The sequence below is a fragment of the Halorussus lipolyticus genome (genome assembly GCF_029338375.1).
GTDB lineage: Archaea > Halobacteriota > Halobacteria > Halobacteriales > Haladaptataceae > Halorussus > Halorussus lipolyticus.
In genome coordinates this window covers 1-21,635 of the sequence record NZ_CP119807.1, presented here as the reverse complement: position 1 = coordinate 21,635, position 21,635 = coordinate 1, and the positions used below count along the sequence as shown (strand labels likewise).

The window sequence follows — 21,635 nt, the reverse complement described above, 5'->3', positions numbered from 1 at the left end:
GAGTAAGCCGCTTTCCAGCACATCCAGCACCTTCCGTCATAGATCACGTACTACTAAATGGATGGAATAGCGGTATCAGGGCCTCTAGAAGTGTTTCATAGGATTTCTAGTACTCCTTTCACGGGGGACCGTCTGTTTTAGACGGAACAGCACTTTCAAACGCTAAGAAATGGTTTCACGAGGGTTCCAGCACTTTTTCACGATAGAAGTCGTCTTTGGAAGGTGTTTCGGAGGTATGAAGGCCTAAGACGCCAACCTCCAGGACTTTTGCAGGAGGTGATTCGTTTTCCAACAGTTCTAACGTCTTGAGAAGAGTTTCAAACTTCTCTGTGTTGCTTAGAATCGGTTGCTGTCGTGATTATACCTGTGTTCTGGTCCAAAGGAAACCCAAGGTATAACGCCAGAACAGGTATAATGGAAAGTCTAGTTTGTCGAACCCTGTAGGGAGTACGCAATTCAGCTCTGAATTCGGATTGACGGATGACATTGCTTAACTAACTGTACCGCCTGTTGGATTTGCATCTTGTACTACCCAAATATACCACTTCAATTAATTACTAGCCATATCGAAAATTCTTTCAAAAGGGAATTTCTACTCGGAGGCAATCAATGGACCGTCGCACGCAGCGCGTCCTCGCTGTCACGTTCTCTATCCTCATTGTGACGGCGACGCTGACGCCCGCTACCGCCGCCCTCGAACCACCATCGCAGTCTGACTCCGACAATTCGCTCGCCGACGCGCTCCTCGACTCACTCGCCGACGTCGAACTCCTCCCGTCGATACTCGGCAATGGGAACGGAAACGGAAAGGGGAACGGCAACGGCGGTGGGAAAACCACTACACAGACGACTGCAACACCGACGCCGCCCGAAACGACAACCACGCCGCCGGGCGGCCCGCCGACGACCACACAAAAGACGACCCAAGACCCACCCGGCAACGAGACCGGTGGTCCCCCCGGAAACGGAACCGAAGGACCGCCCGGAAACAAGACCAGCGGCCCGCCCGAGGAGCCCGGTCCGCCCGGTAACAAAACGACTGGTCCACCGGAAGACCCCGGCCCACCGGGGAACAAGACGACCGGCCCGCCTGAGGACCGCGGACCGCCCGAAGACCGAGGCCCGCCCGAGGACCGCGGCGGCGGCGGTCCACCCGAAGACGCCGGGCCGCCCGAAGACCGCGGACCGCCGGAGTGGGCGCAGAACCCGGAGACGCCGCCGAGCGTCGCGCACAATCGCTCGGCGCTCGCCAACAAGAGCAAGCCGTTAGCGAACGCCTCGGTCAACGTCACCATCCACGACAACGCCTCGGCCGCCGACTACCGGCTGGCCGCCATCGCCGCACTCCAGCAAGCCGACTTCTTCGGTCCCGGCCGGTCCGCCCAACGCCACCGCACCGCCGCACTCAAAGCCCTCAACAAGTCGCTAGAGTACGTCATCGACGCCAATCGGACCTCCTCGGCCACCCTGTTCGAACACGACAAGGAGGCCAGCACCCCACCGCACTTCGCGCCGAACGTCACGAAACTCCTCGTTCGCTCCGACGAACAACTTGCCACGACCGCCATCGCTGACGCCGAGCGCGTCCGTGAGGTCCTCCGCGAGCGCAACGTCTCGTTCGACGAGTCCGCAGTCGAGGAGAACATCAGCGCGGCGAAGGCGGCGGTCGAGCGCGCCGAACGCTTCCGGAACCGTAGCCAGCACTATACCGCCATCAGCCAGTACCGCGTTGCGTGGATTCACGCCCAGCGGGCGCTCGACGTACTAGACCTCGCCACCACCCCGAACGTCACTATCACCAGCCGCGGGGACTTGCCTCACGAAGGGAACATCACTCACGCGGTCCGCGGCCGGGTCTTCGACGTGCGGAGCCACGAACTCACCGCGGTCGTCTCACTGAACGGCGCGAACCGCACGCTCGCGCTCGACGTGAACGCCACGCCCGAAACCACCCCCGGCGCGGTCGCCACCTTCCAGACGAATCTCACCCTCACTCAGCAAATCAACACCATCGAGGTCCATGCGACCGACCCGAACCGGCGCTGGGCACCCGACTATCCCGACGCGAACGCGACGACTGGCCGGGATGTTCTCCGCCTCGACGGTGACGGCCTCCCCGACACCTACGAGGAGACCGTCGTCGGCACCGACCCACTGGACCCTGACAGTAATGCGACCCAAACCGCACAGAACGAGTCCGAGAACAACATCAGCGACGGAGCAGAGGACCTCGACAGCGACGGCGAAACCGTCTACGAAGCGTACCGCTTCGGCCTCGACCCGCTGGACAACGACACCGACGGCGACCGCCTGCAGGACGGCTTCGAACTTCGGTTCCAAGGCCTCGACCCCGCCAGCAACGACACCGACAACGATTCGGTCTCGGACGCCGCCGAGGACCTCGACAACGACACGCTGTCGAACCTCCGCGAGCAGAACGCGAGTACGAACCCTGTTCGAGCAGACACCGACCTCGACGGCCTGAACGACTCCGCAGAGGTAGCGAACGGCACCGACCCGCTCGCACCCGACACCGACAGCGACGGATTGATTGATCCCGACGAGTACGAGGTCGGCACCGACCCGCTGGACAACGATACCGACGGGGACGGCGTGCTGGACGGTAACGAGACGTTCTCGACCAGCAAGACCGATTCGAAAACCGGCGTTTCGGTCAATATCACAGGCGAAGGCAACGCCGCCGCGACGCTCTCAATCAACAACAGCACCGAGCCGCTGGTGCAGACCGACAGCGTCCAGAACGTCAGCGCGTCGCCCGCCTACGACTTTGAGGCCGGAGCGAACTTCTCGACGGCGAACATCACCATCCCGTACAACGAGTCGCGGGTCGGCAACGCTAACGAGTCGAATCTCGGCGCGTACCGCTACAACGAGACGCTCCAGACGCTGGTCCCTGTCAACAACTCGACGGTCGATACCCGCAACGATACGGTCACGGCCGAAACCCCGCACTTCTCGACGTACACCGTCCTCTCGACCGAGCAGTGGGAGGCGAAATTCGACGAACCGCTCCCCACGAAGTGGTCGAGTTCGGACAACTTCAGCGACCTCGACCAGTGGCGACAAGACGGCAACGTCTCGATGGAGACGGCCGAGACCGTCGAGGCCTCGCTCGTAAGCGCGACCAAGCGCGACGAGAGCAACGAGACAGATTCGACCGCGGTCGTCGGGTCAGTTGACCGGCTCACCGAGCGTAACTGGACGATTCCGAAAGACGACGAGACGTCCGACGGAGACGAGACGACCACTACTACGTCTGATACTCCGCCGACTACGACAGGAACAGTTTCGAGTAACGAGAGGTGCCTTCAGTCGTTTGATAATTGCGAACCGACTGAGGAGCCAACTACGACCGAAAAAGAGGAGGTCACGACCAAAGACCCCCGTGTTGACTCCGACGGTGACGATGTCTACGACCGGAACGACGACTGCCCTGACAAACCCGGCGAAAAATACAACGGGTGTGAAAAGCACAGCGACAGCGACGGCATCAGAGACTGGCATGACGACTGCGACAACGATGTCGGCGAAGGCGACGGCTGTCCGACCGATAGCGACGACGACGGCACGATCAATTATTACGACGAGTGCGAGAACACGCCCGGTCTCGGCGACGACGGGTGTGCGATTTACTCGGACGACGACGATTACAACGACTACGACGACGATTGCCCCGACGATCCGGGGATGGGGCCGGACGGTTGTCCCATCGACGACGACGGCGACGACACCCGCAACTTCTACGACGACTGCCCGGAGTTCCCCGGCTGGAAGCCCGACGGCTGTCCCCGCGAATCCAGCCTCGAACGCAACGTCACGTTACGCAACGCCGAGACGATCACCCTCGGCACCATCGCTAAAGCCGAGGCCATCAGCAAGCGGTCGGTCGCCCAACTCGTCGTCATCGGCCCCGACGGCGAACGCATCGAAGTCTACGGCGAGGACCGGAAGCAAATCAGCGGTCGCAACACGACCTCGCGTCTGTACGGGATTCTGCCCGGCGGGGAGGGCGACGCCCACGGTGATTTCGAGGCGGTCGAGCGCGACCTCACCCAGTTCGCGGGCGAGGAGGTCACGGTCAAAGTCGAGACGGTCGGGCGGGCGACCTTCGAGATCGACGCGCTGAAAATCGGGTACGACACCGACGGGGACACGATTTATGACGCCATCGAGCGCCCGAGTTGCGGACTGCGCGACGGCTCTGGCCAGTGTCTCGACACCGACCCGTATCTCGCCGACACCGACGGCGACGGCCTCTCGGATAGCTACGAAATCGGCGAGCGCACGAAAGTCCACGGCCACGAGTACACGAAACTCATCAGTAATCCGACGGTGCGGGACACCGACCACGACGGCCTGACCGACCGTCAAGAGGTCCGCGGAACTTTCCAGATGGCGGTCACGCGAGACCCGGACGCCTCGCGCAAGTACCTCAACGGGCAATGGCCGTCGGACAAGCAAGAGCATCTCACTACCAAGACGGTCGACAGTGACCCGCTAAAGTACGACACCGACGACGACGGACTGAACGACCGTCAAGAGTGGCTGTACAAGACTAATCCACGTGACCCGGATAGCGACGGCGATGGTCGCCTTGACGGCCGCGAGCAGGCAATCGGTCAGGACCCCACGCTCCACGACTACCGTGGCCCGGACATTCGACTCAAGCGATACGGTACCATCGCTAATTATAGTTCTGGTGAACTCAAGTATGTCGTTGAGTACTTCGTTTTCGACGGCGGTGGTGTCAAGAAAACAAAAGTCACGAAGAACGGCAAAACACGGTATCGAGCATCGCCTGACGACCTATTTAGTCGACACGATGGGTCGTTCACTACTACACCTGACCGGCTTTCGGTAGATGGCGGTCGTCTAAGTGGCATCGAAATCAAAGTCTCGGCGACTGACACCCATGGGAATAAAGAATCTGTTACTGCGGTCCGTCGTTCAAACGAGTGCGGCCAGACTGCCAAACGCTGGACTGGGAAATATAATCATTTCAATAATTCGGTGGTGAGGGGTTATGGTGCTTGTTCCGGCTTCCAAGCTAGTATCGGAAGCAGTATTCAATCCATCCTTCAATTTGCCGAGAATCCATTAGGATTTGTCGAGGGCTTCGCTAAGCTCATCGCTCTACTCGACAAATCTGGTCTACTCGACATGTTTATTGATGCGTTCGTTTCTAGCCTTCAAAATAAGCAAAAAACAAATAATCCGTATGCAGAAGGAACTGAGAGTTACGGGGAGTACCGACGTGTGTGGTACGCAGGGTACTCGATTGCGTTTATTACGAAGGCTCTCTACGGTGGTTCCGCAACAAAGGCCGTCAGAAGTACGAAGTACGTCAAGAAGATGGAGGACTTTGCGAAGGCCACGCGTGCCGGGAAGACCGCAATGCGGATAAAAGCGCCCTACGACCGCGGGAAAGCGCGAGTAGCAACGGGACTGGCGCAGGCAGGCGGGAAGGCCGCCGGGCCGGTTCTTCGGCGGGCAAAATCTGCTGGGGCAACCTATCGGTTGTGGAAGTTGCAACGGAAAGCCGACGTAGACGTACAGGATCTCTCAGAGACGGAGCGCAACCGACTGAGTACCTTCCTTGCGCGTCATGGTGAGGATGGGGCGGCAAAGGTGCAGGAGATGGACCGCGATGATATTAAGGCACTATTTGGAAAGCCATGTGCTACCGTCAGCACGTTCCGGCGTGCCGGTGGCGATGACTGTACTAAGCTCTCCCCGGCCGAACAGCGTGATTTCGAGAACGTGATCATAGAGTCGGGCATTGCTGGGGATGATATCGGCGAGTACCTGTCTACTGTCGAACGGAAGACCTCAGATGAGGTCGAGGTAGATGAAATTCAGGAGTTCATCGCAGAAAACGGCCCTACGGCGGTTCGATTGACACGAGCGGTTGATACTGATAATGATGCGCTACAGGCCGTGTTTAAGATATGGCGTGTTGACGGAATTGAGCAAGAAGATATACAGAAACTCTCCAAAGCAATACAGGCAGGTGAAGATGTTGATGTCGGGCCCGGTAGTGACCGTAACGACGTCATGAAAACACTCGGCTCACTAGCTGGCGAAGACATTGACGGATACGACGACCTTGTCGGGAGCTATTTCGGAAAGCCTGAACAAGGCTATGGTCAAATCGCTGGCGAAAGTCAAATCACCGATGATTTGATAGACAACAGTAATATTGACCCAGAGGACGTGGAAATCGGTCGCCGGATCCCTAAATCAAAAGTGCCAGATAATCTCGAAAATGACGATAGTGAAGTAGACGTCTATAGTACAGAGTCCGTTGAGGTCGATGGCAAAATACTTGAATCTCCTGCAATCGAATCGAAGCATTATGATCCTGATGGATATAGTCCATTCCTCGTAGATGAAGAAATAGATGGTCTAGTAAATAAATTGGTAGCTCAGGCAGCCGCTGGCGAAGATGAAATCGTCGTGGTGACTACGGAATCATTCTACGAGCAATATAAAAACTCTCTCAAGGATGTTCCTAGCCGTGTAAGAAGCCGCCTCAGCTCAAAAGGAATGGACTCGGATATTACGATAGAGATTAGTACCTACGATGAAATAAATCTCTGATATGCCGACGACAGTTGCAGCATTCTACACATCTGATATGCCGGACGCTATCATCGAAACGACTCTTGATATCTGCAATAGCATCGGATTCGAGACCGAAAATGTCGCCGAGAGACAGTCAGAAGTTGATGGCGTCCAATTCCACAATATAAATGTCCCGTTTAACGGGTGGGATCTTAATCTTAAATTTAACCTGAACAACGACCGAGACCCAGCTGAACCCCCACTCAGTATCGGGCTTGGGAAGAGAATTGACCCGTCGTACGTGTCCGAGGACGCAACTTACCAACGTCGCATGGACGTGATTTTCGAGTTGGTTTGTCGAGTTGCAAGTGCGCTCAATGCAGACTATGCTCCGGTGTTTATAACACCGGGTGTGTCAGTACGCCCAGAAACCGCCCAGGTCACCGATTCCGTTGAGGATGTTCCATACATTGGCGTGTATACAAAAGCAATCCTGGATGATTTGGGTGTCGTTGACGGATTGGGTACTCCCTCACCATGGTATACCGCCGAACTTGACGATGGCCGTATCGTCGTTATCCCCTCTGCGGAACCATGGACCGAAGGCGGTTGGGAGCCACCGATAACTGCCGACTTCCTTGCATCTGCGGAATTTAACCGCGACAGCTAACCGGCTTATATCCCTTCAATTAGGTTCGACCGTGACATCACATAGACCGTCAAGATAGCCTCGAACTCGCTGGCGACGAATTCGCAGGCGCGAATGTGGATGTGTCGGCGACCGACAGCCATGGCAATACCAAAACGAAAACCGCGATTCGGCGGGCGAACGCGCTCGGGCGACTCGCCGGCGAACTCGACGCCGACAACATCTATCTTTCGCCGGTCGCCCGGAAACTCGGCCGATTCTCCGGATTCTCAGCTGGCGTGGGCGGCACCGTCAAGTCGTTGCTGTCGTTCGTTCGAGACCCGTTAGGCTTTGTCGAGAGCCTCGGGGAACTCATCGAACTGGTGGATGAGTCGGGACTCGGCATCGTCTCGATGATGATCGAGGCGATGGGCGAGAACTTGCAGAACAAACAGGAGACTAACAATCCCTACGAGAAGGGGACGGCGCTCTACGACGACTTCCGGTACAACTGGTGGGCAGGCTACACCGTCGCGTTCATCGCCAAAGCACTCGTCGGCGCGCAGGCCACCAAAGCGCCAAAACCTCGAAGTACGCCGATACAATCACCGACTTCGCCAAGTCGACGAAAGCGGGCAAGACGGCGATGCGGGTGAAAGCACCCTACGACCGCGGGAAAGCTCGCGTGGCGACAGGACTGGCACGTGCTGGCGGGAAGGCTTCCGGGCCGGTTCTCCGGCGGGCGAAATCGGCGGGAGCCGCCTATCGGTTGTGGAAACTGCAGCGACAGGCTGAGGTCGATACCGCCGACTTATCGGGGGCTGAGCAAAAGCGGATGACGCGATTCCTCGCACGAAATGGCAAGGATGGGGCTGATACGTTACGCCGGATGGACAGCGAGAGTATCCAGCGGATGTTCCGAAAGACGTGTAGCATCGGGACATTCAGGCGGGCCGGCGATGGCTGTAATCAACTCAGTGAGGAGGAACTCCAAGACTACGCGGAAGCAGTTGGTCAAGCCGATGTGGGGCTTGGCCCGTTCTACAAGAAAATCGATGATACAAGCGTGAGTGAGACGGCCGCAGAACGGTTTGTTGCTGAAACCGGGCCAGCAGGACTTAGATTAGCTGTCAAGCTTGACTCTAATGCGTTCGAGCGACTGGTCAAAATCGACAACGATGCTCAGGACGCCATTGTCGAAGCATGGCGGTCTGACACTCTTGAGGTTTCCACGGATGATGCTCAAAAAGCCATCCAGCGCTTTGATTCACTAGAATCTGCCAAGAGAACAGAAGCGACACGACTGTTGGAAGACGCTGGCGGCGAGGGAGTTAATTTAATCGTTAGAATTAGGAATAGTCGTCTTGAAAAGATATTAGAAATAAACACCGAGTATTCGCGAGAGGCGCGAAGTAATCTCGCTCAAGAACTCTCAGAAGGAGATGTTTCTGTTGGAAAGATTGAGCAGTTTGCTACCGATTATATCTCTATTAGACATGAAAGTGGATCTGAAAGCATAGTTCAAGATATTGCCAGACAAGATGACGTAGGCGGTCCTATGTACGAAGCAAGGGTTGCTGTTGAAGTCGGAACGGACCGAATTGATCGACTGAGTGCTAAGGTTGGTAGTTCTGGTGAAAAAGGCGAGCTAGATATAGTGCTTAATAATGGTGGTGTTATTGAAATCAAAGACAAAGAATGGGATCAATTAGGTGTGAGCCAATTCAAAGATGTAAAAAAGAAAATAGGAGCGAGTACTAGCTATAAATCCATGGATGGGAATACAATAACATACATGGTAAGAGAATTACATGTGGGGGATAAAAGAAAAACAGAATTCTTAGAAGGGATGGAAGAAAAAGCGAAAGAAGAATACGGTGTGAGCATAGAAATCAAGATTAAGGATGACCTCGATAAAGCCTGAGATGAGTGTTTCTGTAATTGATGACATGATTGAGGTTTGGTTTCTTTTTGACAGAGGTATTGGAAAAAAACCTCTTGAGAATCTACTTAACTGCTATCTAGAGATAGGTTGTTCTACACAACAAGATGGTCAAGAAGATACCTGTAAATATCAGCCTCCAGACTTTAAGGACCCTACACAGATAATTAATACAGAACAGGCTTTCAACAGGATCGCTTCTGCTCAGAAAGGCGGTTTAGAACTATGGTATGAAGATATCCGAGTAGATGTTGAAGTGAATTTAGACACCTCGGTGTTTCCTGCGACTAATCATATATCCCTCAAAATCTGGTCATCCCAATTCAAAGACCACGGTAAAGGAGGGTCTACTCCGATAGATCGAGTATTATGGTTTCTGGATCTTGTGTGTCGCTTAATAAAATATTTGAAACCAAAGTACGCATTTGGTTCGCTTTATGGCGAACGTAATAGCGGGGAGAGCATTGCACAACAAGCGCTAGATGATGGACGGATTCCCGGAATCTTTTGGATTAATCTGTTCACTAGCGAAATGATATCCCAAGTGGGCGAAGAAAAGCTTCTTTCTGCCCCTGCTTGGAAGGTGGAAAAAATCACAAAGAACTATATATTACTTGTAACTACTAATTCTCCACTTTCGTATAAACAAGAAGCAGACGAGATAGCGAGCTTTCTTGATATTTAACTCGTTTAACCATGAAGAAACTTACTCATCCCATACTCTCTATCCGACTAAAATGGCTGTACAAATTTATTATTACAGGCACTGTAGTAAATGTGGGGGACATACGTGGCGTACTCAAGCCTCATAATATCGCATAGGACACTACTTCGTCCCTTTGATTCAGACATTGATGCGCTCTAATTAGAAGACATCTGACCGGGCGACGTACATCAAGGTATTCGGTCGGGGGGACGATGTATCCTACGGCAACCACAGAATAAGGGTGGTGTCGCTGAGGTCCCTATTCGTTGAAGCTAGTTATCAGGGCCTCCTCTAGCGGCTCATCGAACGTCTCGGCGAATCGCTCCCCATGGTCTACCATCCAATCAAGGTACTCCTCGGGCGCTTCGGAGACGTGCCGGTAGGTCGCCGAGTTCGGATGCAGATGTTGAATCCGGGCGTACTCTGTCTCAAGTGAGCCTTCGTCGTTAGGGCCGCACTACTCGACCTCGTACCCGAGCGCCGATTCAATCTCCATCGCATTCGAGAGAAGGTGGTCGTAGACCAATTAAGCCACTTTCCTCCAACTTTACGAACAATTATAGCCGTGGGGACACTTCCCCCGCAGGATGGCACGAGCGGTAGACACCGAACTTATCGACCACTTTGAACAGTTCTACCGGCGGTACTACAGCGACGAAATCGGGCAACTCGCCCAGAACTACCCTAACGAACAGCGGTCGCTCTACATCGACTGGACCGACCTCTATCGCTACGATTCGGACCTCGCCGACGACTACCTCTCCCAACCCGAACAGCTACAGGAGTATGCCGAGGAGGCCCTCCGCCTCTACGACCTCCCGGTGGACGTGAGCCTCGGGCAGGCACACGTCCGTGTCCAGAACCTCGGCGAGACGACGAATATCCGCGACATTCGGTCCCGGCACGTCAACACGCTCGTCGCGGTTGAGGGCACCGTTGAGCGCGCCTTGGAGGTCCGAAGCGAACTCCAAGAAGGGGCCTTCGAGTGACAGCGATGCGGGACGCTGACCTTCATTCCCCAGAGCGGGAGTGGCGGCCGAAAGGAACCCCACGAGTGCCAAGGATGCGAGCGACAGGGGCCGTTCGAGATCAACTACGACCAGTCGGAGTTCGTAGACGCCCAGACGCTCGTCGTGAAACAGCGCCCGACAGACGCGACGGCCGACGACGGCGTGAGCATCGAGGTCTACATCGAGGACGATATCACCAGGACGGTCACACCGGGTGACACCGTGACCGTCACGGGCGTTCTCCGCCTGCTCGGCGAGGGCGAGCGCACCGACGCGACGCTTCCTGACAAGTACCTCGATGGCATATCCATCACCAGCACGGACGGTCGGTATCTCGACCTTGACCTCATCGACGAAGACAAGAAAGAGATAGTGGAACTCAGCCAGCGCACCGACCTCTACGAGGCAATGGTTGACTCCTACGCGCCGACGGTCTACGGCTACGAGCAACAGAAACTGGCCATCATCCTGCAACTGTTCGCGGGCGTCACCAAGCACCTCCCCGATGACTCACGGATTCGGGGCGACCTCCACGTCGGGCTTATCGGCGACCCCGGCACGGCGAAAAGTCGCCTACTCGACTACGCGGGCCGCCTCGCGCCCCGGACCGTCTCGGTCTCTGGCACTGGAAGCTCCTCAGTCGGGCTTACGGCGTCGATGGAGCGCACCGGTGGCCAAGAACGGTGGACAGTCGAAGCTGGCGCGCTCCCACTCGCAGACAAGGGTGTTGCGCGACTCGACGACCTCGATAAGTTCTCCGCTGACGAACACGAGGCACTCGAAACCGTCCTTGAAGACCAGATTGTCGAGATAAGCAAGGCGTCGGTCCAGACGACGTTGAACGCGCGGGCGGCGGTCCTCGTAGCGGCCAATCCCAAGTACGGCCGGTTCGACCAGTACGAACCCATCGGCGAGCAGGTGGACCTTGAACCCGGCTTGATTTCGCAGTTCGACCTCCTGTTCACCGTCACCGACCAACCCGACGAAGAGGACGACAAACAGCTTGCTGAACACGTCTTGCAGGCGAACTACGCGGGTGAACTGCATACCCAACGGTCAGAGATGAGTACGCCGAACATCTCCGAGTCGGACGTAGAAGACGCGGTTGAGACGGTCGTACCCGAAATCGACGCGGAACTCCTCCGGAAGCACATCGCCTACGCCTGCCGGAACTGCTTCCCGACGATGACCGACGACGCGATGGAGACGATTCGAGACTTCTACGTGGACCTCCGGAACAAAGGGGCTGACGAGGACGCTCCTGTGCCCGTGACTGCGCGGAAGCTGGAGGCTCTGGTTCGACTGGCGGAGGCGAGCGCCCGCGTTCGCCTGTCGGACGAGGTGGAAGTGCAGGACGCCGAGCGCGCAGTTGAGATTACGCGTTCGTGTCTGCAAGACCTCGGCGTTGACCCCGAGACGGGACAGTTCGACGCCGACGTAGTTGAAACTGGAACTGCGAAAAGCCAGCGTGACCGGATTAAGAGTCTAAAACATCTTATCGCCGATATGGAAGATGACTACGAGAGGGGCGTGCCAGTTGACGAAGTAATGGCGCGTGCCAGCGAAATTGGCATGGAGCAATCGAAGGCTGAACACGAAATAGACAAACTCAAGCAGAAAGGAGAAGTCTTTGAGCCTTCTACCGACCATCTCATAACGACGTAGCTCGGTTTTGAAGTAGCTCTGCACCAATTCAGCATTTGCCGTTTGAGTCGAAGATTCGACTAAGTTCGTCTTCTATATCGTCGGCTTCCATTTAGATGTAGTCAAGGGCCGCCTCGATGCTTCCCCAGCCCATGTGTCGCCGAAGGGTGTGCGCCCGCATTCCCTTTTTGGCGAATCGCCGTGCGGCGTAGCCGCGGAGGAAGTCAGTTATCGGCGTTCTCGAAAGCGTCGGTCGCTTCCTCGGCAGTCTCCTCGGCCGAGATATGCGAGTATGCGTCCATCGTCGTCTTCGGGTCGGCATGAAGCAAGTGGTTCTGGGCCTGCTCCCAGCCCTTTTCGCGGACGAGCGTGTCACCAGCGCCTCGACGCCCGCCGTGGAGTTCCAGATACTCGCCGTTCTCGGTGTCGAGGTCGGGCACGTCGGCGGCCTCTGAGAGGCGCTTCATGAGGTTCCGGCCGCCCGCCGTCGTCAACGCGGGCGGTGCGATGTCCTCCGCGTAGCAGACTTCCAAGGCCGTCGCGTCTTCGCGCTTCGCCTTGATTTTCTTATCGCTGTAGCCGTCTGCTTCGAGTCCGTCGCGGACAGCCTGCGAGAGCGACGGTGTATGTAGCGAGGGGAACACCGGCCACTCCCCGCTTGGTGGGTCGAACACGTACTTCCAGCGGTCGAGCGCCGAGACAGCCTGCTCAGGGACGCCTGTCTCTTTGTACTCTTGGGAGCCTTTTTCGAGAATCGTCATAGTCCCTCGGTTGAGGTCTATATCCCGCCAGCGCACGCCGTCACGCCGGTCGTCGTTACGGTCGCGGAGGACCTCGCCGCCGCGGACGCCCGAGTAGGCGATGGTGGCGACGAACGCCCGGTCGCGCACCTCTGCGAGTGCATCTCCGCCCTGCTCGTCTATTGCTTCATAGGCACGCTCGTTCACGTACTCCATAATCGCCGAGCGTTGCTCTGGCGACCACAACTGTTGGGTGTGGTCGCTTCGCTGGTCGTCGTCGGGGAGCGCGTCGGTCGCGCGGTCTTTCGCTGCCGGGTTGTCGGTGAGGTATTCACGGCGCTGGCACCACGAAAGGTAGGCCCGCACGTAGTCGTAGTACTTCCGCGCCGAGGACGCCGCGAGACCGTCTGAGTGATTCGTCCGGCGTTTCAGGTGGCGGGCGTAGGCTTCGAGGTCGTCCACGTCGAGCGCGGCGAAGGAGTCCGGGCCTCGCTCCTCGAGGGTCCACGAAATCCACTCGCGGACGACGCGCTCGGCGTTCCGCCGGTAGTTCCCCGAGTCGTTGCCTTTGCTCTTGTCGGTGAGGAAATCCGCGAGCGGTGCGTCGAGCGAGCAGTCGGACTTTGGCGTGGGCATGGGTCTACTGTCCCGCCGAATCTGGGTTTCCGGCCAAGGAGGTCGAGGAGACCGAGAAGGCCACCGGTTCCCGATTCGGCGCTCTCGTGCTGTCCCGAGGGCGTCGGGGTACAAATATTTACTTGTGATTCATGTTCTAATCATAAGTGGCGCAAGTAGAACGTCCATCTATCGAGCGAGGGCCTGAAAGTGCTGAAAACAGTCGGATTATGCCCGAAGAACATTTGATAAATTTTATTATGATATATGAAATGTGTGTCGCCCGAATTCTACATATTCTGCGTTTGGATCCCTATAAACCACCAACCTTCCAATGTGTAGCCTGCGGCCGGGAATCAATGGTGTTCGCGTCAACTTCAACACAGACACGGAGTAGATAGTCCCTCGTGCACTCCCGTGAGCAGGTGTGCACAATCGGCCATACTTCAGAATAGTCGCGGAATCGCAAAGTGATCAACCCAGTTGAGAAATTACAGCCCCATGTGGAACGACGAACGCGTGTACGTCCCAAGGAGATACTCAGGCCACTCGTGTGAGTACGCGCTCTCGAACCACGAGCAGACACGGAAGTACCGTCACGCACGCGATGAACGCGTAGACGATACTCAATCCTGTGACGATGCCAAAGCGTTGGAGTGGGGGTGACAGCGCCAGTGCGAGCACCCCAAAGCCTGCCGCAGTCGTCACCGCACTTCCGAGTAACGCACCACCAGTTCCCTCAATGGCTGTCCCCAGCGTTTCGGCGAGCGAATCGTGGCGAGCGCGTTCATCGATGAACCGCTCACTGACGTGAATGCTGTAATCCACGCCGAGACCAATCGCTAAACTCGTGATTACGACGGTCTCGCTGTTGAATGGGATCTCGAGCACGGACATGGTGCCAAGCAACCACGCGAGCGCGATTAGGACGGGCGCGAGCGTCACGACACCCAGCCCCGGCGCGCGGTACCGCCACCAGTACATACCGATAAGAAGAGCAAGAATGACCCCAAGGGTGATAGCGAATCCTTCGACGAGCGTTTCGAACAGCGCACTTTGGACGACGGCAGTGATGACCGGACCACCCGTTGCAATCGCTCGTACTGGGGCGTCCTGCTCAATGGTCAAGGCGATGTCCCGTACGTCCCTCGCTATCGACTGAGCCGAGGCGTCTCCCTGCACGCCGACAATTAGCCGTGCAGATTCGTATGACCCGTTCTCGGCACGATAGAGAACCGACGATGCTCGTTCGGGGGCAACATCGAACAGCAGGTCATAGACTGCGGCGACATCTCTGTCTGGGAGGCCATCACCATCTATGTCACGGGCTACGATTGCATCCGCTACCGTTTGGTTTTCCGAAGCGACAGCTCGAAGGACAGACGTTGGACTTTCGATAGTTGCTCTTCCATCGGAACCGACGACAACTGTCCCGCTACTGTTCGTATTGCGGACCACATCGTCGGTCGCGGTAAGGAGTGCTGGCGCGGTCACGTTTCCACGTATCAGTATCTGACCTTCTGATCTCTCTCCACGTTGGCGGAAATTGTCACTGAGGTATGCAAGGTTCTCACTTACCTCGTACTCACCGGGTGCGAACGGTTCCGGGAGAGATTCCATCCACGACGGTGCATCCTGCGGGATGAAATCGGCTTGGTTGAACTCGGTGTCAATACTTGTCGCGCCGTACGTCCCTGCGGAAGCGAGGAGCAACGATAGAACGATGACGACGAGGGGGGCTCGCCGGGCAAGCGTAGCGGTACCCGAGAGAACACGGTTCAGTCGGCCCGAACCGACGCCGACGGCGGGGGTATGCCGGTCGCGGCCACGGCGGTCGAAAAACCGTTCGAGTTCGAGTTTGACAGCTGGGACAAGTGCGGCGAAAACGACGAAGATAGCGACGATTCCCACACCACTCAGGATGGCGAAATCCTGAATTGAGCCCAGCGGACTGACGTAGTTCGAGAGAAACCCGACAGCCGTCGAAAACGCGGCGGTAGCGAGGGTGAGAACGACCCCAGCGATTCCGAGACGCATCGATGTCGTGGGGTCTCGTCGACCGACGTTCTCATCGTCGGTGTCGAGCGTTCCCTCTCGGGCTTCGCGGTAGCGCATGACGACATGGAGCGAATAATCGATACTAAGACCGATAAGCAAGAACGGAACAGCGATCAGGGTCGAATTCGACGGAATCCCGAGCCACCCCTGTATGCCAGCGTACCACACCAGCACGACGGCCACGCCGAATATACTCACGAGAACGTCGATGAGGTCCCGGTAGGCAATCGTGAGGACGGTGAGCAAGAGAACGATTGCGACGGGCGTGATGATGATGAACGTGTCGCCGATGGCCTGCGAGGATTCCGCATCGATGAGACCCTGCCCGAACACGAATGCATCGTCGAAGCGCTTCTCGACGAGAGAGCTGATGACCAACTGTGCATCGTTCACCGATTCGGTGGTTGTAGTCGAACTGCTCGGACTCTGCTGAAAGACGAGAGTCGTTCTCGCGTCTGCACTCGTCGTCCCTGATTCGTAATCCGTCGGCAGAAATTGAGTTGGCTCGTTGCCGGGAACAGACGCGTCTGGGTCGAGGATTCGGCTGAGATACGTTTCGACTTCCTCGTCGGTGCTGGATTCAAGTGCTGTGATCTGCTGGTCAAGTGTCGGTGCTGACGACTGACCCTGTCTTGCCACCGACGTATTGTTTCCAGAATCATTGGCGATAGCTGACGAACCGCTACTCTGTGCGTACGCAACGTTCGCAACGATATTCTCAATGCCGACCATCCCCGTTCCGTCACGAAGTGTCGCATTGACTGATTCGTTTTCTCGGAGCTCCTGCTGAAGACGGAGACTTTTAAGTAAGGATTCGCGGGTGAGAGCGTTCCCTCCCTCGTCCCTGATAACAACCTGTGCAACAACTGTATCGTCCGTCTCGTACGTCGCTTCAATACGGTCAAGTGCCGCCTGTTCCGGAGAATCGATGCCGGCTTGGCCGATCTGGCCTTCCCCAGTGGTGCCGACAATCGCGCCAGCACCAACGACGGCACTGATCACGAGCAACAGTACGATTACCAATCTGCTCCGCGATGCGACGAGATCCGCGTACTCAGAAGTAGGGCTTCGCTTCATCGATTACCGACACCCCCAGCTATACCAGAAAATACGATGGCTAATTGACTGCGTTCTGTATCGGACGTGTCCATACGCACATTCCGATGGGGATTGATAAGGAGCGATGGAAGTGTCCCAAGATGTGGGAGAGCCAGTCGTAGCTTCGAACGTCCCTGCTGGGTAACGACCGTCGGCGACGACAGACCGAATTCTACGTTTGATTGAGTCCGTAGATCATCACGACGAATCCAATGCTGATGATCACACTCTCAAGAGTCATCCCGATGATAGTAGACGCCCCACCGATGTGATGGAAGACTCCGACGAGAAACGTTCCAAGTGTGATGACTGCTAATCCTATCGCAAAGAACTGGAGGCCCGCGATTCGTGTGCGATTGTATGCTCTGTACGCCATCAGAGACACAATTCCCCCGAGAATGAGGGCAGTGATCTTCACGACGCCGAGTAACACGATAGAGAGGTTCATTTTGATTCCTCCTTCATTGCAGACCAGAACGTTGCCATGCGGTCTTCTGGGTCTTCTTTGGGTCGGGATACCTCTATCGTGAACTCGTCATCGGTGACGCTAATTGAGATGTCCGTAAAATCGCGTTCGTAGAGAGTCGCGTTGGGTCCGTCACGTCGAACCTCGGTGTATTCACGGACAAGCATCGATTCACGGAGCAAGTCGAGCTTCCGATACACCGTCGAACTTGAGAGTCCGCACTCCTCACAGAGTTCGCTGGCAGATTTCGGTTCGGCCAGTAACGTGAGTATGGTCCGACATTTGTCGTCGTCAAGGGGTTTCAACACCGTCGGGAGGTCGGGTTCGTCGAGTTCCTCGGACGACCATCGATCCATTTCAGTAAATGAATTGCGGAATGAATTCTTCGACGGAATTAGTGATAGACGATTCGGGTCAACGTTTTGTTCGGTCATCTCAGGTACTATATATCGTAGATGTGCTACGGTATTTCATGGACAGCGTATTTTGTGGTGTTCAATTCTTTCGGCGCGATGGGTTTAGATTCACCGGTTATTCCCAAGTTGCTGGAATAGCACGCTCTGGTGCGTTAATGCTGTTTCTGGTCGCTTACAAGTGCTAGCCCAGACTCGGAGACACCTCCTTTGGTGTATATTCCCCCCTCGAATAATCGACTGATGACACACGGAGCTAGTAATCGAGTCAACCCACGAGATACGGGATGTGTAGGATCAAGCATAAAAACGCCTATTGCGCACCCCATTTCGACTGTCGCACAATTGAGAGCCGAGGTGCGACAATGACGACTATGCTTGATGTGGTAATGACCATCCACACTGTCTTCGCCGCATCATCGACGGGCAGGACACTCCGTAGTTGCAGGGGCTGTCATCCCGGTAGCACGTAGCGATTTGCTGAGTACAGAAGGGTAGAACAGCTAATCACAGTATACCGGCGGGCGAAATCGGACCTCCGCGAAGACTACCTCCAGAAACTCCGAGTGTTCACGAACGAGGTTTTCAACGAGGTGTACCAGAACAGCAGTTACCAGCAGGTCGTAATCAGCCAAGAAGAGTCGAAGGATAGCTACGAGTACAACATCAAGCTCTTGCGCGACGACAACGAACTCGAAGGCCCGAGCAACGCGAGCGGTGGCGAACGTGCTATCGTCAATCTCGCGCTCCGGGCGGGTATCTACCGCCTCGTCGCCGAAAAGCATGGTGGCGACCGGGGGTCGCTTCCGCCGCTCATTCTCGACGAGCCGACGACGCCCTCCAGCGTCATCCAACCGGATTTACTGGTTTCCAGTTGTATCGAGAAAGCGAACAGGCTGATCGTAGTGGGGTAAATTCGAAGATCGAACGTATCGATTTGTATGCTATAGCTATCAAAAACTATCTACAATTTCTTCGAGGTCGAACAATCGGAGATCGTCGCGTTCGGTTGCTACGTCTCGAACTGACTGTGTAAAACCATTTCGGGCGAAAAGAGCGGACTTCTGGGTTACATCACCGCTGTCAGGCGACCAGCGAATTTCCCGCGTATGTTCTTCGAGCGATGCAAGCGTGTTATAGTCAAGCGGGCTAGTCGTAAACTTGCACTCGCCAGTCACCATCGTTCCATCGACTGTGAGACCAACGACGTCCACGTCGTATTCTTTGTACCACCAACGGCCAATATCTGTGAACAGTTCGTCGGGATACAGTTCGGGGAGTGGGCACTGTCTAGTTAGGGTAGTTTGAGAAACGAGCAGGTCGTAGCGATTGGTGTCCATGCAACTCGCAGACCTGCTCAGAGAAACAGTAGCGATTCTTGGGCTCCTCCGCGTTGAACGGTCGCATGGAGCGGTTTGGAGTTGGGTGCATCGGCTGGCTGACAGCGTTGGCGACCCGCCGTCGGCGACGCCGACGCGGGTCGCGGTCGACGAGACCGCTGTCCGGATTAACGGTGAGTGGCTTGGGTGTACGCTACAATCAACCTTGATACGAAGGTACTGCTCGATGTTGCCCTGTTTGGACGGCGAGGCACCGATCCAGCGGCTACGTTCCTCCACGGCCTCACCCAGAAACACGATTGTTCATAGACCGTGTTTCTGGTCGATGGCGCAGGCTATCTGACTGCCCTCTCTCGATTAGGATTGAGCAGTCACCTTGAATATGTTGACCGAAACTATATCGAAAAGTGGTTTCACGCCCTCAAAATGAGAATTGACCGCTTCCATTCGTCGTGGGTCGGCAGTCGGCGGAGCGTCCGCCAGTGGCTTGTGTCGTTTGACCATTACTATAACTTCCAGCGACCCCACCAAGCACTCGATGAACGCACGCCAGTTGAGGAGGAAAACTAGACAGTGCCCCTTCTACGGAAGTGACACAGAAATGATGGGGCCGACAATGAACTGGGACTAACCAATGATAGCATGTGCAACTAGCTCCAATATTGGTTAGCAGAAGTGGGCTACAGGTCGTAGCCCCACTCACGGAGAATATCTTCGGCGTCGTCGAGATTCTGCATTCCGGCAAGGTAAATTGCTTCGCGGACGTCAAGTTTGTAGACGCTTTCGTCGAAGCGGTCGTCGAGGTCGCGGCGAGCGTCCTGTTCGTCTGCTTCAGTCGTATCTTGGACGAACAATTGGTGGACGTTATCTCGTTCGTCTTTCACCCTCTCACGACGGAGTTTAAATGGTAAGTCTGACCGGTTAAACTGACCAGTATTACTATCTGTATCGTCCAGTTCAACTGGGTCAGTTGATTGCTTAGATACCGAGTCCGTATCCTGTACTGTCTCTTCAGTCGGTTCCTCGTCGTCAGCAAATGGATCTGAAGCTCCGGATTTCATGCTTCCACCTCCTTGCTGGCTTCAAATTGCGTGGTGATGTAGTCGGCGAGTTGGTGGAACTTCTCTAGGGTCTGCTCCTCGTAGTCGCGGAGGCTCCGATAGTCGTCATTGTCGGCGAGTTCGAAGACGCTAACTTGGTGTTCCCATGCTGTACTCAACATCGACCCGCGCTCTCGAATCGAGACGGGTGCGACGGGGAGGTCTTGGTCGGCGAGTCGCTGTTCGTATTCCTGCTGGAGGTTCGTATCAGAGACCTTGTTTGGGACGACTCCGAGAACCCCAACCTCGATATCGCCGAGCGTGTTCTCGATGCCGTCGACAACGTCACGGAGTCCGTCTACGCTTTGCTTCCCTTTCGGGGAGAGTTCAGCGGGGATGAGGAGATTCGAGGTGGCGTAGACTGCGTTGTAGAGGTGTTGACCAACCGTCGCAGGCGGGTCGACGATAATTACGTCGTATTCGCTTGGGATGTCGGCATCAGCGAGGACGCGGCGAAGTTGTTTTTCTTTCGGCCAGCGGTAGTTCGCGTCGTGCATCGACTCCTCCATCTTCGCCGCGCGGGAAAGGTTCTGTTCGAGGTCACTGAGCATGTTGTGGCTGGGAACAAGGTCGATGCCGTCTTCCACGGTGCGGATGATGTCTCGGAAGTCTCCTTTCGGACGTTCGACGAGATGGCGGACGAGGTTGTCCACATCGGGGTCTTTGCGGTGGTCTTCAGCACCGAAGTGATGGGTGAGGCCGCCGTCCTGTGGGTCCATGTCGATAACGAGGACGTCTTGCTCGCGGCGGGCGTGGGCGGCGGCGAGACTGGTGGCTGTCGTTGTTTTGCCGATGCCGCCTGCTTCACTCCAAACGGTGTACGAGATCATCAGTACTGGCATCTCACCGCCACTATAAAAATACGCGTCAGACAAATCAGTAACACTAATCAGTAATACTGGGCAGTAAGACTGAGTAGTGATGCTGTCGATGCCTTCGGAAGCGGCAATGAGGTAGGTCCCGAAGGCCACACCACATAGTAGTACTAATCAGTAAAACGGGAGAGTATGACCAGACAGTGATTCTGAGAAGTAAAACAAGGTAGTATTACTAGACAGTATTACTAGTGTATTTAGCTGGGAGTATGAACCGGCGATGACTGACCCTCCAATAATAAAGGCTGTCTCAACGCCCCTATTTTGATTGCAAAATACTCCCAGCGGTTGCTGGTTGGAGACTGAGCTACTTCGGTCGCCGACCAAGCACCACGAACTCCGGTTGGTCATTTGAGGACGCAGTTGTGGGTTCGGAAGTTGCTACTTGGAGCGTCGAGAGCCATCCATCGAGGTC

Annotated in this window: 12 protein-coding genes and 3 pseudogenes; 8 read left to right on the top strand and 7 right to left on the bottom strand. The window is 55.8% G+C overall.

What is annotated here, in order from left to right; genetic code table 11:
- The first annotated feature begins 609 nt into the window (after nucleotides 1-609).
- The 6 genes and pseudogenes from P2T57_RS19510 to P2T57_RS19485 all read left to right on the top strand — a co-directional run bounded on the left by P2T57_RS19510 (nucleotide 610) and on the right by P2T57_RS19485 (nucleotide 12,536).
- Nucleotides 610-6,621 (top strand): proline-rich domain-containing protein, encoded by a 6,012-nt coding sequence (locus tag P2T57_RS19510; RefSeq protein ID WP_276302647.1) that lies wholly within the window; start codon nucleotides 610-612, stop codon nucleotides 6,619-6,621.
- 1 nt (nucleotide 6,622) lies between these two features.
- Nucleotides 6,623-7,255, top strand: a complete 633-nt coding sequence (locus P2T57_RS19505; RefSeq protein WP_276302646.1) for a hypothetical protein — start codon at nucleotides 6,623-6,625, stop codon at nucleotides 7,253-7,255.
- 101 nt (nucleotides 7,256-7,356) lie between these two features.
- Nucleotides 7,357-7,869, top strand: a complete 513-nt coding sequence (locus tag P2T57_RS19500) for a hypothetical protein (protein WP_276302645.1) — start codon at nucleotides 7,357-7,359, stop codon at nucleotides 7,867-7,869.
- A gap of 29 nt (nucleotides 7,870-7,898) precedes the next feature.
- Nucleotides 7,899-9,137, top strand: a complete 1,239-nt coding sequence (locus tag P2T57_RS19495; protein ID WP_276302644.1) for a hypothetical protein — start codon at nucleotides 7,899-7,901, stop codon at nucleotides 9,135-9,137.
- Nucleotides 9,118-9,840 (top strand): hypothetical protein, encoded by a 723-nt coding sequence (locus P2T57_RS19490; protein WP_276302643.1) that lies wholly within the window; start codon nucleotides 9,118-9,120, stop codon nucleotides 9,838-9,840. The genes P2T57_RS19495 and P2T57_RS19490 overlap by 20 nt, the downstream gene beginning before the upstream one ends.
- 608 nt (nucleotides 9,841-10,448) lie before the next feature.
- Nucleotides 10,449-12,536 (top strand): annotated as a pseudogene (locus P2T57_RS19485) (minichromosome maintenance protein MCM).
- Between the two features lie 203 nt (nucleotides 12,537-12,739).
- Here P2T57_RS19485 and P2T57_RS19480 read toward each other — a convergent pair.
- From P2T57_RS19480 to P2T57_RS19465, 4 genes are all read right to left on the bottom strand, one after another.
- Nucleotides 12,740-13,891, bottom strand: coding sequence for a tyrosine-type recombinase/integrase (locus P2T57_RS19480; RefSeq protein ID WP_276302642.1), 1,152 nt, complete (start codon nucleotides 13,889-13,891; stop codon nucleotides 12,740-12,742).
- Nucleotides 13,892-14,410: 519 nt separating this feature from the next.
- Nucleotides 14,411-17,005, bottom strand: a complete 2,595-nt coding sequence (locus P2T57_RS19475) for an efflux RND transporter permease subunit (RefSeq protein WP_276302641.1) — start codon at nucleotides 17,003-17,005, stop codon at nucleotides 14,411-14,413.
- A gap of 193 nt (nucleotides 17,006-17,198) precedes the next feature.
- A complete protein-coding gene (locus P2T57_RS19470) occupies nucleotides 17,199-17,474 on the bottom strand; it encodes a DUF7521 family protein (protein WP_276302640.1) in 276 nt (91 codons plus the stop codon).
- Nucleotides 17,471-17,848, bottom strand: coding sequence for a winged helix-turn-helix domain-containing protein (locus P2T57_RS19465; RefSeq protein WP_276302674.1), 378 nt, complete (start codon nucleotides 17,846-17,848; stop codon nucleotides 17,471-17,473). The genes P2T57_RS19470 and P2T57_RS19465 overlap by 4 nt, the downstream gene beginning before the upstream one ends.
- A gap of 650 nt (nucleotides 17,849-18,498) precedes the next feature.
- Between P2T57_RS19465 and P2T57_RS19460 the strand changes: the two genes are divergently transcribed.
- Nucleotides 18,499-18,819: a hypothetical protein gene (locus P2T57_RS19460; protein ID WP_276302639.1), complete on the top strand. Its 321-nt coding sequence runs from the start codon at nucleotides 18,499-18,501 to the stop codon at nucleotides 18,817-18,819.
- 39 nt (nucleotides 18,820-18,858) lie between these two features.
- Here P2T57_RS19460 and P2T57_RS19455 read toward each other — a convergent pair.
- A pseudogene (locus tag P2T57_RS19455) lies at nucleotides 18,859-19,194 on the bottom strand (DUF234 domain-containing protein); the annotation flags it as partial.
- A gap of 67 nt (nucleotides 19,195-19,261) precedes the next feature.
- Between P2T57_RS19455 and P2T57_RS19450 the strand changes: the two are divergent.
- Nucleotides 19,262-19,815, top strand: a pseudogene (locus tag P2T57_RS19450) (IS6 family transposase); the annotation flags it as partial.
- 110 nt (nucleotides 19,816-19,925) lie between these two features.
- On the opposite strand, the gene P2T57_RS19445 reads toward P2T57_RS19450, so the two are convergent.
- Together P2T57_RS19445 and P2T57_RS19440 are read right to left on the bottom strand one after the other, a co-directional pair.
- Entirely contained in the window at nucleotides 19,926-20,306 is a 381-nt protein-coding gene (locus P2T57_RS19445) for a DUF7970 domain-containing protein (protein WP_276302638.1), read from the bottom strand.
- Nucleotides 20,303-21,175 (bottom strand): ParA family protein, encoded by an 873-nt coding sequence (locus P2T57_RS19440; RefSeq protein WP_276302673.1) that lies wholly within the window; start codon nucleotides 21,173-21,175, stop codon nucleotides 20,303-20,305. The genes P2T57_RS19445 and P2T57_RS19440 overlap by 4 nt, the downstream gene beginning before the upstream one ends.
- Between the last annotated feature and the right edge of the window lie 460 nt (nucleotides 21,176-21,635).

Bases quoted from the DNA above. Each gene is read 5' to 3' on its own strand.
- P2T57_RS19505 (WP_276302646.1), top strand. From the start codon at position 6,623: ATGCCGACGACAGTTGCAGCATTCTACACATCTGATATGCCGGACGCT.
- P2T57_RS19475 (WP_276302641.1), bottom strand. From the start codon at position 17,005: ATGAAGCGAAGCCCTACTTCTGAGTACGCGGATCTCGTCGCATCGCGG.
- P2T57_RS19480 (WP_276302642.1), bottom strand. From the start codon at position 13,891: ATGCCCACGCCAAAGTCCGACTGCTCGCTCGACGCACCGCTCGCGGAT.
- P2T57_RS19470 (WP_276302640.1), bottom strand. From the start codon at position 17,474: ATGAACCTCTCTATCGTGTTACTCGGCGTCGTGAAGATCACTGCCCTC.
- P2T57_RS19445 (WP_276302638.1), bottom strand. From the start codon at position 20,306: ATGAAATCCGGAGCTTCAGATCCATTTGCTGACGACGAGGAACCGACT.
- P2T57_RS19490 (WP_276302643.1), top strand. From the start codon at position 9,118: ATGACCTCGATAAAGCCTGAGATGAGTGTTTCTGTAATTGATGACATG.
- P2T57_RS19510 (WP_276302647.1), top strand. From the start codon at position 610: ATGGACCGTCGCACGCAGCGCGTCCTCGCTGTCACGTTCTCTATCCTC.
- P2T57_RS19440 (WP_276302673.1), bottom strand. From the start codon at position 21,175: ATGATCTCGTACACCGTTTGGAGTGAAGCAGGCGGCATCGGCAAAACA.
- P2T57_RS19465 (WP_276302674.1), bottom strand. From the start codon at position 17,848: ATGGATCGATGGTCGTCCGAGGAACTCGACGAACCCGACCTCCCGACG.